This is a genomic window from Methylophilales bacterium (genome assembly GCA_019823025.1).
In the GTDB taxonomy this organism is placed as follows: Bacteria; Pseudomonadota; Gammaproteobacteria; order Burkholderiales; family Methylophilaceae; genus BACL14.
The window spans coordinates 393,273-405,170 of sequence record CP081940.1; the positions used below are offsets into that span (position 1 = coordinate 393,273).

Here is an 11,898-nt window from a genome sequence, read left to right on the forward strand (position 1 = left end):
TTTTATTTTTTAAATGGTATTAAAGATTTTTTTTTGAATCCAACTTGAAAAAATTGCTGCAAAAGTCCATCATCACCAGCTAAATGAGATGCCCCAACCGCAACAAATAACACATTTTTTTTTGCTAAAATCAGAAGTCTATTAAAAAAAAGTTTATTTCGTTTATGAATAAGCTCATTTTTAACTGAAGACCAGGCTTTTACAGGGACGATTGATTTAGTAATTTCTTCATCAGCATTAAGTATTTTATTTAAATTAAATGTAAGGTAAGTCTTAATCATTAATTCATAATTTTTTTCTTTATCTTCCTCACTTACATTTAAAACATTTTTTAAAATTTGGAATTGATCCTCTGGTGGAAGTGAATCTAAAACAGAATAATGTTCATCAACTGTTTCTAAGCCTTTTGAAGCTAATCCATAATTACTCGCAGCTACCTTTAACAAGTTGTCTTGGCTAAATGGATTCATTGCCCGAGGTGAACTAAAAATAAAACCCAATAACCATGGCTTCAATTTTATTGCAAAATCTGTCTCTATAGAATGAAAATCAGATAATTCACTAATTTTTTGAAAATCTTCGTCACTAAGGTATTTATTATATTCACTCCCTAAGCCCTCTAAGACTTTCAGGTTGCTCACATTAGTTGTTTCAGACACAAATAAGTCTGATTTTTTCATTGCATTGTTAACAGAATCACTAAAATCCACTACCCTATTATCATCTACATGGATGCTGCCAAAGATAAAAATTTGTTTCCCGTCAGGGCTCTCTAGCTCCCAAAATATTGAGTTTTCATTTGCGCCTATACCAAAGGTTAAAAATAAACTTAATAAAATAAATGATCTTATTTTCATATCTTTACTTTAATCTATCTAAAAAAATTAGTAAAAAAAAATTTAAAATATAATAGAAAAAGACGAGTAAAATTTAGAACATGGATTTTAAAAATAAACCTTCTTTTGAAAAAATTCAGTTTTATAAAACTACAGAATATAACTGTAGTTACATCGATAAAATGGATGCGCAATCGTTAGTTGTAACTCCATATAAATCTATTGATCAAAATATTTTCCAAGATTTAATTGAAAAGGGTTTTAGGAGGAGTGGTCAATATATATATAAGCCAAGCTGTAAAAGTTGCACAGCATGTATCCCTATAAGACTTTCAGTGCAAAAGTTTTTATCTTCTAGGTCGCAAATAAGAATTTTTAAGAAGCATCAACATTTTGATGTCCGAGAGGTTTCTCTTGCTTTTAAACAAGAACATTTTGACCTTTACTCAAAATATCAAAATAAGCGTCATAGCTCAATAAACAATGATCAAAATAAAATAGATGATTACAATGACTTTCTAATTAAGAGCAATGTTAACTCAAAGCTTGTTGAGTTCTGGGATGGGGGCTTACTAAAGATTGTATCTATTATTGATATGATGAGTGATGGCATTTCAGCTGTTTACACTTTTTTTGACCCTGACGACGAAAAAGTAAGTTATGGGACCTACTCAATTATTTGGCTCATCAATTGGTGTAAAACCCAACAATTAAAATATATGTATCTAGGTTACTGGATTGGTGAATGTAACAAAATGAAATATAAAACCAACTTTAAGCCTTATGAGCTCTATATTAAAGGGTATTGGCAAGAAAATATCACATAGCGCCATGTTACAATTTGAATAATAAGTTAAAATCTAAAAAAAATATAATGAATAATTTGCTTATTTTTGGTGTTGGCCTCATTGGAGGATCTATCGCAATTGAATGCCAAAAAAAACATATGTTTAATCAGGTTGTTGGCGTTCAAAGGGAGGGAGGGACCTCCTTATCATCCTTTGTGTCAACTGGAATGATTGATAGAGTTTCAGATAGCCTAAACGATGATATTAAACAAGCAGATTTTATAGTTATCGCAACACCCGTTGCCCAAATTAGAAATATATTAACGACAATCTCTCCATCGCTATCGCCAAATACAATTGTGATTGATGTAGGGAGTACAAAGTCTAATGTTATGAACTTTGCTAAGGAGGAGCTTAAAGAAAAATTTCCACAATTTGTTGGCTCTCACCCAATCGCTGGCTCAGAGCAGCACGGTCCTGCTGCAGCAAAAATAAACTTATTTAAAAATAAGGATATTATATTAACTCCTGAGGATGAAACAAATTCTAAAAAGCTTGAATTAACTTCTAAATTTTGGAGGGGCTTAGGAGGTGTTATTAAGACAATGACGCCTCTTGAACATGATCAAATTTTTTCAACAGTAAGTCATATTCCGCATCTTATTGCTTACAATATGGTAAATCTAATAGCTGGAAAAAGTAATAGGGATACCCTACTTGAATTTGCTGCTAGTGGATTTAAAGATTTTTCTCGTATAGCAGGAAGCTCCCCTGAGGTTTGGAAAGATATTTCTTTGGCCAACAAAACGGCAATCTTGAATGACCTCGATTTATTTGTTAAAGAAATCAATACAACAGCATCATTAATCAAGAATGAAGATTATATTGCTTTAGAAAAATACTTTGAAGTAGCGAGCAAAATTAGAAAAAACTGGTCCGAAAAAAACTAGTAATGAATGAGATAACACTAAAAGCTTCAAAACAAGTTCGTGGCTGTATCAAGCTACCTGGCTCAAAAAGTATCACTAATAGGGTTCTGCTAATGGCAGCTCTTGGAAGTGGAGTGACTAAGCTAATAGATCCACTTAGATCTGAGGATACAGATCAAATGATCAATGCATTAATTAAGCTTGGAGTATCAGTTAAGGAAGTTAATGCCGATAAAAACATCATTGAAATAAAAGGGGCTGAACATAATTTTCCTAACAAAAATACTAATCTTTTCTTAGGTAATTCAGGAACCACCTTTAGACCGCTTGCGGCAGTTCTCGCAATGATGAGAGGTGACTACTATTTATCGGGTATTGAGCGAATGCACGAGAGACCTATTAAAGATCTAGTCGATGCATTAGAACAAATAGGGTCAAGTATTCAGTATGAGAAAAATCATGGCTACCCGCCTATTACTATTAATAATAGATTAATCAAAATCTCAGAGCCCATTGAAATTAAAGGTGACATATCAAGTCAATATCTCACAGCACTTTTGATCGCAGGTCCAATTTCAAATAATGAATTTAATATTAAAGTTATTGGTGATTTAATTTCAAAACCATATGTTGATATAACTCTAAAGTTGCTTACAAAATTCAATATTTTTTATAACAATGATAATTGGCGTTTATTATCTTTAAAAAAAGATTCCGTATATAGAAATCCAACTAAAATTTTTGTTGAAGGGGATGCATCATCAGCCTCTTACTTTTTTGCTGCTGCTTCCCTTGCAGGTTCAATTCAGATAAAAGGTATAAATAAAGATAGCATTCAAGGAGATCTTAAATTTTTAGATATCATTTCCAAAATGGGTGCAAAAATTGAATATAAATCTGACTCTATTCAAGTGTCAAAGGCTTCAAACTTAAAAGGCCTTGAAATAGACTGTATAGAAATTCCAGATGCTGCAATGACACTGGCTATAATGGCGGTATTTGCTGACAAGCCAACAAAGCTAAAAAATATAGGAAGCTGGAAAGTTAAAGAAACAGACAGAATCTTAGCAATGGATAATGAATTAACCAAAATGGGTGTTGAGATTTCAACGACTCACGACTCAATGACAATTTTTCCACAAAAACAACTCAATGATAATATTTCTATTGAAACTTATAATGATCATAGGATTGCAATGTGCTTCTCCCTTTTTTGCCTTAAAAATCTGAATATTACTATTCAGGATCCAAATTGTGTTAACAAAACTTATCCTGATTACTTCAAAGATTTAAAATCTGTCATTGAATAACAGCCATACAAAACCTTTCGTCGTTACCATTGATGGCCCAGCGGGTTCCGGAAAAGGTACGATATCTAAACTAGTGAGTAACACTCTAGGGTTCCACCACCTCGATTCAGGAGCCATCTATAGAATTATTGCTTTAAACGCAAAGTCTAAGAATCTGGACACAAATCAAGTTACTCAAATATTAGAGGTAATTGATGGGCTAGAGATTAATTTTGCTGATGAAAAAGTTTTCTTAGGTAGTAAGGACATAACGGATTTAATTCGATCAGAATTAATTGGGAAATTTGCTTCTGAAATTGCAAAAAATGAATTGATAAGAGAAAAAATTTTAGGGCTCCAAAAGTCTTTCTTTAAACCACCTGGGTTGGTAGCTGATGGCCGTGACATGGGGACGGTAGTTTTCCCCGAGGCTAAAGTTAAAATTTTCCTTACCGCCAGCATAGAAGAGCGTGCGAATAGAAGATATAAACAGTTGATATTAAAGGAAAACAATGTTAATCTTGTCGACCTATTTGATAGAATCAAATTAAGAGATGAAAGTGATACAAATAGAAAAATATCACCTCTTAAAGCTGCAAAAGATGCTTACTTAATTAAAACAGATAATTTAAGCATAAACCAGACCTTTGAAAAAGTAATGGTGATTATAAGAAGTAAAGTAAATTAAATAAAATAAGCGATCTAATAGACACCAAATTTATTAGGTTTTTTTTAATAAGCCCGTCGCTAGATGGGATCAAATGAAGGTAAATTAATTTAAAATGGCAACTCTAGAAAAAACAACACAAAAACCATCTGAAAGCTTCGCTGATTTATTCGAAGAAAGTATGGCTCTCAAAGAAATGCGCCAAGGGGAAATAATTACTGCGGAAGTTATATCAATAGATAGTGACTTTGTGATAGTAAATGCGGGATTAAAATCAGAAAGCTTAATTAAAACAGATGAATTTCTAGATGATAAAGGTGATATTGAGGTAAATATTGGAGACCATGTAAAGGTATCGATTGAAAAATTAGAAGATGGTTATGGATCAACACTCCTTTCTCGTGCAAGAGCAAAAGAAATGCAGGCCTGGCTTGATCTTGAAGATGCAATGGATGAATCAAGAATTGTAACTGGATATGTTAGCAGCAAAGTTAAGGGAGGCCTGAGAGTTACAGTAAATGGCATTATGGCTTTCTTGCCTGGTTCCTTAGTAGATATTAGACCGATTAAAGATACAACACCTTTTGAAAATAAAGAATGTGAATTAAAAGTAATTAAAATTGATAGAAAAAGAAATAATGTTGTTGTTTCGAGGAAGGCAGTTTTAGAGGGTCAAAGTGGTGTCGATTTGGAAGCTTTAATAGAAACGCTTAAAGAAGGATCTGTTGTTAAGGGTATTGTAAAAAATATTACAGATTATGGAGCTTTTGTAGACTTGGGCGGTATAGATGGTTTATTGCACATAACAGATTTAGCCTGGAAAAGAATCAAGCACCCATCTGAAATACTCAATATAGGTGATGAAATTGATGCAAGAGTATTAAAGTTTGATAAAGAAAAAAATAGAGTTTCACTAGGGTTAAAACAGCTTGATGAAGATCCATGGGTTGGTTTATCAAGGAGAAGCCCAATCAAGACAAAAGTTTTCGGAAAAGTATCAAATCTAACTGATTATGGCGCTTTTATTGAAATTGAAACAGGAATTGAAGGACTAGTGCATGTTTCTGAAATGGATTGGACTAATAAAAATATCCATCCATCTAAAGCAGTTCAATTAGGCGACGAAGTTGAAGTGATGATACTTGAGATTGATGAAGACAGAAGAAGATTATCATTAGGCATGAAGCAATGTAAAGATAACCCATGGGATATTTTTGCAAACAGTAATAATAAAGATGATAAGATCAAAGGCAACATCAAATCAATTACAGATTTTGGTGTCTTTGTCGGTCTTCCTGGAGATATTGATGGCTTGATACATCTTTCAGATATAGCTTGGTCTGATCAAGAAACAGCTTTGAAAAATTATAAAAGAGGTGATGAGGTCGAATCTGTTATCTTGTCAATTGATGTAGATAAAGAAAGAATTTCCCTAGGTGTTAAGCAATTAACTGATGATCCAAATGCAGATAAAAAAGTAGAAGTCAAAGAACAACCTAAAAAAGAAATAAAGAAAAAAACTGATGCTCCTGAAAATGCTGGGACAACCAATTTAGGTGCTTTATTAAAAGCTAAGCTAGACGATAAAAAATAATGACTAAGTCTGAATTAATAACGCTGCTATCTGATAAGTTCTCCCAACTTGTGCATAAAGATGCAGAACTTTCAGTAAAAACAATTATTGATTCAGTTGGAAATACTTTAAGCAAAGGTGGAAGGGTTGAGATTAGAGGTTTTGGAAGTTTTAGTCTAAATCACAGACCAGCTAGACTAGGAAGAAATCCAAAAACAGGTGAAAAGGTTAATGTCCCTGAAAAATTTGTACCACATTTCAAACCTGGCAAAGAATTAAAAATAAAAGTTGATAAATAAATAATCATTTATAAAAAACATATTCATTTTTTGCAAATTTGAATATGTTTTTTTTTAAAAAAATATGATCGAATTTGAATTTTGGTGGTTATTAGTTATACCTTTATTCTTTATCTTAGGGTGGGTTTCTGCTCGTGTTGATATTAAACAGATCATCTCAGAAAGCACGGATCTTCCAGCATCACTCTTCAAGGCACTTTCGTATCTAAACTCTAATCAAAATGAGAACGCTATTACCGAACTTGAAAAAGCAGTCAAATTAAAAAATGACTCTTTAGAAATACATTTCGCCCTTGGCTCAGTTTTGAGGAAAGAGGGTAAGTATGACAAGGCAATAAATCTACATATTGCCCTTTTAAATAAAAGAGAAATTACCACACAACAAGAAGACTCTATAAAAGCTGAGTTAGCCCAAGATTATTTCAAAGCAGGCCTTTATGGTAGAAGTGAAGCCATACTAAAAGAGCTCAAAAATGAAAAATATTTTCAATACTCCTTAAATTTACTTAGAGAAATATATGTAAGGGAAAGAGATTGGAGTAAAGCAATTGATTCTGCTTCTGATTTAGAAAAAATCTCTGGTGTCTCATTCAGAATTGCAATAAGTCATTATTTTTGCGAATTAGCGACAAATAACCTTATGAATAAAAAATATGGACTTGCAAAAACATATCTCAAGAAATCTCTGGAAGAATCAAAAAATTGTGTACGAGCTAATATCCTTCTTGGAGACATCGCTTATGAAGAAAAAAAATATGAAGAAGCTGTTGTCTATTGGAAAAAGATTGAGTACCAACAACCTGAGTACCTCGGGTTAGTAATGCAAAAAATTATTTCTGTTTTCGAAATCCAAAATAATGTAAACGAAGCATTATCTATGTTATTGAGATATTATGACTTGTATAAACTTAAAACAATCCTTAACTCTCTATACGAGCTTGTATTAAAGAATGAGGGTGTTGAAAGGGCAGAAGAGATAGCGAGAAATGAATTAATACAAAGACCAAGCCTACTTTCTCTCGATCAATTATTTCAAATCCTTACTATAAAAAAAACAAACGAAATTGAAAATATTGAGCTTATTCAGCAAACAATTAAAAATTCAATTGGTGAGAGAAGGTTTTTTAATTGTAATCAGTGCGGATTCAAAGCAAAGCAATTTCATTGGCAATGTCCAGGTTGTAACGCTTGGGAGTCACTCCCATCAGAACCAATTGATATCACTTTAGAAAATTAGATAGATGACCAAAAAAACTGACATTTTTGTAGCAATTGATACACAATCACTGGAAAATGCTAAAAAATTAATAGGTCAACTCAATAACAATCATTGTGGCATAAAAATTGGTAAAGAACTGTTTACTTCCTGCGGCCCAGAAATTGTTCAATGGGTAAAGGGAGAAGGATTTGAAGTATTTCTAGACTTGAAGTTTCACGACATTCCCAATACCGTCATGAAGGCATGTGAAGCTGCTTCAGGAATGAATATAGACATAATAAATGTACATACACTTGGTGGCAAAGAAATGATGTCAGCAGCCAAAAATGTTATTTCTAATCAACAAATAAAATTGATTGGAGTAACATTGCTTACTAGCCATGATCAAAATTTTATGACAGAAGTTGGTCTGCGAGGCTCTATTAATGACTGTGTAAAAAAACTGGCTATAAATGCTGCAGAAAGTGGTCTTGATGGCATTGTATGCGCAGCAACAGACATACCTAAAATTCGTCAGTATCTTCCAAGTAACTTTATTTTTATTACACCAGGTATAAGGCTAGATAAAATAAATAATGATGACCAAAAAAGAGCTGCAAATCCAATTGATGCAGTAAATTTTGGCTCAGATATTTTAGTTATTGGCAGACCAATTACAAGCGATTTAAATCCTCAGGAAGTTTTACTTAGAGTTTACAATCAGTTAAACAATTGATTTACTCTCCTGCCTTTTTAGATGAAACCATCGAATCAATTGATTCTTGCTCTATTCTCTTAAGAAGATGCTTATAAGAATTAATTTTTAATACGTCATCTTCAATTAAATTAAAACTATTGAAAGATTCTTCGTCATAAAAAACTGCAATTTTTTCACAAAGATTAGGAATAATGGGTGTCAAAAATATTGAAAGTGATCTAAAGGATTTAAGGCAAACCGAACAAATCTCATGCAGAGACGAATTAGGCTTTAATTGCCCTTCCTCTTTTGCTAACTTCCAAGGCTCTGTTTTACTAATATACTCATTTAGCACTTCAATTAGCTGCATAATAAATTTTACTAATTTACTGAATTCTCGAGCTTCATAGTGTTCATCTACAACCTTTTTGGCGTCCTTAATTTTTTTTAATATCGCAAATCCCTCTTCAGATTTTATTAAGATCGATGGCATAAGCTCATGATTGAAGAATTTACCTACAAACCCTGATGTTCGGCTAGGAATGTTTATAAATTTTCCAATTAAATCACTATTATTTTTAGCAACAAAGTCATCGAGATTTAAATCTAGGTCTTCCATTGAAGGATTCAATTTTGTAGCATAGTAATACCTTAAAAAATTTGGATCCTTTATATGCTCAAGATAGCTCCTAGCTGTTATGAAAGTGCCTCTGGACTTTGACATCTTCTCACCGTTAACCGTTAAAAATCCATGCGTAAATATTTTAGTAGGCGTTCTATGGTTTGAGTAATTTAAAGTCGCTGGCCAAAAAAGAGCATGGAAATATAAAATATCCTTACCAATAAAATGAATTAATTCTGTTGAGCTGCCTTTTTTCCAAAATTCATCGAACGACAAATTGTTCATTTCAGCAAATTTCTTAAAACTGGCCATATAACCTATCGGGGCATCTAGCCATACATAAAAATATTTACCAGGAGCATTGGGAATCTCAAATCCAAAATATGGCGCATCACGTGTTATATCCCAATCCTGAAGACCCATTTCAAACCATTCCTTGAGCTTATTTACAGCTTCAGGTTGAAGGGTGTCATTTTCTATCCATCCCTTTAAAAATTCTGTACATTCAGAGAGCTTGAAAAAGTAGTGAAGCGTTTTCTTTTTAATGGGCTTTGTCCCTGAAAGAACTGAATATGGATTTATTAAGTCTGTTGGGCTATAAGTCGCCCCACATTTTTCACATGAATCCCCATATTGATCCTCTGCCTTACATTTTGGACATACGCCCTTTATAAATCTATCAGGTAAAAATATTTTTTTTGCTTCATCAAAAAACTGATCAATATCCTTCGATAAAATCTTACCGTTATCATTTAATTCATTATAAATAGACTCGGACAACTCCTTATTTTCAATTGAATTCGTAGAATAAAAATGATCAAAATCCACATTAAACTCTTTAAAATCCAAATCATGTTCTTGATGTACTTTCTTGACTAACTCTTCTGTTGAAATTTTTTCTTCTTCTGCTTTAAGCATTATTGGTGTGCCGTGCGTATCATCCGCACATATGTAATATGTTTCGTTGCCTGACATCTTTTGATAACGAACCCAAATATCAGTCTGGATATATTCCACCAAATGACCTAAGTGAATGCTGCCATTAGCATAAGGAAGAGCAGAAGTAACAAGAAGTTTACGCATTAGATGGAAAAATTATTCTATAATCCTTTATTCTAGCAAACAAAATGCTAATGCACATTATAAAACCTTAGAAATGGAATCGTAAAATGGAAATAGAAAAAAAAATAGAAGACTACATAAAAGCTATGAATTTTCCTATTTTAAATAAACAAATCATCACCGAAAAATCGATAAAAAAAATTGAATGTGAGGGAGGTCATGTGCAAATTGATCTGCAGTTAGGTTTTTATGCTAAAACTATAATCGAAGATTTTAAAAATATACTTCTTGAAGGTATAAAAGATTTCACAAAGAATGAAATAAATATAAATATATCTACTAAAGTTCAATCACATAAAGTACAAACAGGCGTAGAAACCTTATCAAATGTGAAAAATATCATCGCGATAGCTTCTGGAAAGGGTGGGGTTGGTAAATCAACGGCCACGGCAAACTTGGCGTTAGCCCTATCAGCTGAAGGGGCAAATGTAGGCATACTAGATGCTGATATTTATGGTCCAAGCCAGCCAACAATGTTTGGTATAAATCAAAAACCAAGTAGTTCTGACGGTAAAACAATGGATCCCATAAAAGCTTACAATATTCAAATCATGTCTATTGGTTTTTTAGTTGACCAGGAAACACCCATGGTCTGGAGAGGGCCAATGGTTACATCAACACTTGAGCAATTATTAAGAGAAACAAAATGGAACAATCTTGATTATTTATTAATTGACCTTCCACCTGGGACTGGGGATATACAGCTTACGTTGGCACAAAAAATTCCAGTAACTGGAGCAATTATTGTAACAACACCGCAAGATATATCTCTACTTGATGCTAGAAGGGGATTGAAAATGTTTGAAAAGGTGAATGTACCCATTCTTGGAATTATAGAGAATATGGCAATCCATATATGCTCTAAATGCAAAAATGAAGAGCATATATTTGGAAAAAATGGTGGGGCTAGGATGGGCAAAGATTACAATGTAGACCTTTTAGGCAGCCTTCCACTTGATATAAAAATAAGAGAAGACTTAGATAATGGAAAACCGACAGTCGTTGATGATCATAACTCCCCTATTACAAAGATTTTTTCTGAAGTAGCAATGAAAATGGCCGCTAAAGTTTCAGATTATAGCGAAGATCATACAAGTAAATTTCCAAAAATCGTTATAGAAAAAAATACTTAGTTAACGTCCGAAATTAAAACAGTTAATTTTTTAAGCGCTGAAATCCTTGACGCTGGTATATTTTCTGACCTTTTAAATTCATCTAGTGCATTTTTTTTGTCTTTGCCCATCACTAAAAAAATTACAAAATTTGTCATACTTAATCTATGCGGCGTTAATGAAATTCTATTTTCAGGTTGTTTTGGTGCATTTGATATTGGGACAACTTGACTAATTTCATCAAATTTAGAATTAGGAAAGATGCTTGCTGTATGCCCATCCTCTCCTAATCCAAGGAGCACGAGGTCAAATACCATATCTGAATTTAATTTTTTTTCATAAGCGTCAGCCCCTTCATTCATTCCGAGTTCAGCAGGAATAATATTGATTTGGTTCTTTGGAATAGAGACTTTTGAAAAAAAGCTTTTTTCTACCATTAAACTGTTTCTATCTTTATCGTTAGAAGGGAGGCATCTTTCATCTCCAAAATAAATATACCAATTACTCCAATCACAATCTTTTTTTGATAAGGATTCATAGATTTTTTTTGGAGTATTTCCCCCTGCTAAAACAAGAGAAAAATGACCTTTCGCTCTAATTGCATCATTTGCATAATTTGCAATCATTTCTGTCGCTTTTAGCTCAAAATCTTTTTGACTTGCGCATAAAAGCCAATCGTTCTCATTCACAGACATAACTTTCCTAAGTTAAATTCAAAACTATCTTTTGAAAGGATTGGAGTATAATGCCAATCTTTCTGAAAGAA

12 protein-coding genes are annotated in these 11,898 nt (G+C 32.7%); 9 read left to right on the plus strand and 3 right to left on the minus strand.

Annotated elements, in window-relative coordinates:
* Positions 1–2: 2 nt before the first annotated feature.
* Positions 3–857: a TraB/GumN family protein gene (locus K6112_02020; protein ID QZP18147.1), complete on the minus strand. Its 855-nt coding sequence runs from the start codon at positions 855–857 to the stop codon at positions 3–5.
* An 80-nt stretch (positions 858–937) separates the two neighbouring features.
* On the opposite strand from K6112_02020, the gene K6112_02025 reads away from it, so the two are divergent.
* The 8 genes from K6112_02025 to pyrF all read left to right on the plus strand — a co-directional run bounded on the left by K6112_02025 (position 938) and on the right by pyrF (position 8,315).
* Positions 938–1,663 (plus strand): arginyltransferase, encoded by a 726-nt coding sequence (locus K6112_02025; GenBank protein ID QZP18148.1) that lies wholly within the window; start codon positions 938–940, stop codon positions 1,661–1,663.
* 47 nt (positions 1,664–1,710) lie between these two features.
* Complete coding sequence (locus K6112_02030; protein QZP18149.1) at positions 1,711–2,574, plus strand: prephenate dehydrogenase/arogenate dehydrogenase family protein; 864 nt, start codon at positions 1,711–1,713, stop codon at positions 2,572–2,574.
* 2 nt (positions 2,575–2,576) lie between these two features.
* Positions 2,577–3,863, plus strand: a complete 1,287-nt coding sequence (gene aroA / locus K6112_02035) for a 3-phosphoshikimate 1-carboxyvinyltransferase (GenBank protein QZP18150.1) — start codon at positions 2,577–2,579, stop codon at positions 3,861–3,863.
* Complete coding sequence (cmk, locus tag K6112_02040; GenBank protein ID QZP18151.1) at positions 3,856–4,530, plus strand: (d)CMP kinase; 675 nt, start codon at positions 3,856–3,858, stop codon at positions 4,528–4,530. The genes aroA and cmk overlap by 8 nt, the downstream gene beginning before the upstream one ends.
* 94 nt (positions 4,531–4,624) lie before the next feature.
* Positions 4,625–6,103, plus strand: coding sequence for a 30S ribosomal protein S1 (gene rpsA, locus K6112_02045; GenBank protein QZP18152.1), 1,479 nt, complete (start codon positions 4,625–4,627; stop codon positions 6,101–6,103).
* Entirely contained in the window at positions 6,103–6,381 is a 279-nt protein-coding gene (locus K6112_02050) for an integration host factor subunit beta (GenBank protein QZP18153.1), read from the plus strand. Before rpsA ends, K6112_02050 begins: the two co-directional genes overlap by 1 nt.
* Positions 6,382–6,445: 64 nt before the next feature.
* Complete coding sequence (locus K6112_02055; protein QZP18154.1) at positions 6,446–7,618, plus strand: tetratricopeptide repeat protein; 1,173 nt, start codon at positions 6,446–6,448, stop codon at positions 7,616–7,618.
* Between the two features lie 4 nt (positions 7,619–7,622).
* Positions 7,623–8,315 (plus strand): orotidine-5'-phosphate decarboxylase, encoded by a 693-nt coding sequence (gene pyrF, locus K6112_02060; GenBank protein ID QZP18155.1) that lies wholly within the window; start codon positions 7,623–7,625, stop codon positions 8,313–8,315.
* Between the two features lies 1 nt (position 8,316).
* On the opposite strand, the gene metG is transcribed toward pyrF, so the two are convergent.
* Positions 8,317–9,981, minus strand: a complete 1,665-nt coding sequence (gene metG / locus K6112_02065; protein QZP18156.1) for a methionine--tRNA ligase — start codon at positions 9,979–9,981, stop codon at positions 8,317–8,319.
* Between the two features lie 86 nt (positions 9,982–10,067).
* Here metG and apbC point away from each other — a divergent pair, with 86 nt between their 5' ends.
* Positions 10,068–11,153: an iron-sulfur cluster carrier protein ApbC gene (gene apbC, locus K6112_02070; GenBank protein ID QZP18157.1), complete on the plus strand. Its 1,086-nt coding sequence runs from the start codon at positions 10,068–10,070 to the stop codon at positions 11,151–11,153.
* Here the strand turns inward: apbC and pgl are convergent.
* Entirely contained in the window at positions 11,150–11,821 is a 672-nt protein-coding gene (gene pgl / locus K6112_02075) for a 6-phosphogluconolactonase (GenBank protein QZP18158.1), read from the minus strand. The genes apbC and pgl overlap by 4 nt on opposite strands.
* Positions 11,822–11,898: the final 77 nt, after the last annotated feature.

Bases quoted from the DNA above. Each gene is read 5' to 3' on its own strand.
- K6112_02020 (QZP18147.1), bottom strand. From the start codon at position 857: ATGAAAATAAGATCATTTATTTTATTAAGTTTATTTTTAACCTTTGGT.
- K6112_02025 (QZP18148.1), top strand. From the start codon at position 938: ATGGATTTTAAAAATAAACCTTCTTTTGAAAAAATTCAGTTTTATAAA.
- K6112_02030 (QZP18149.1), top strand. From the start codon at position 1,711: ATGAATAATTTGCTTATTTTTGGTGTTGGCCTCATTGGAGGATCTATC.
- aroA (QZP18150.1), top strand. From the start codon at position 2,577: ATGAATGAGATAACACTAAAAGCTTCAAAACAAGTTCGTGGCTGTATC.
- rpsA (QZP18152.1), top strand. From the start codon at position 4,625: ATGGCAACTCTAGAAAAAACAACACAAAAACCATCTGAAAGCTTCGCT.
- K6112_02050 (QZP18153.1), top strand. From the start codon at position 6,103: ATGACTAAGTCTGAATTAATAACGCTGCTATCTGATAAGTTCTCCCAA.
- K6112_02055 (QZP18154.1), top strand. From the start codon at position 6,446: ATGATCGAATTTGAATTTTGGTGGTTATTAGTTATACCTTTATTCTTT.
- pyrF (QZP18155.1), top strand. From the start codon at position 7,623: ATGACCAAAAAAACTGACATTTTTGTAGCAATTGATACACAATCACTG.
- metG (QZP18156.1), bottom strand. From the start codon at position 9,981: ATGCGTAAACTTCTTGTTACTTCTGCTCTTCCTTATGCTAATGGCAGC.
- apbC (QZP18157.1), top strand. From the start codon at position 10,068: ATGGAAATAGAAAAAAAAATAGAAGACTACATAAAAGCTATGAATTTT.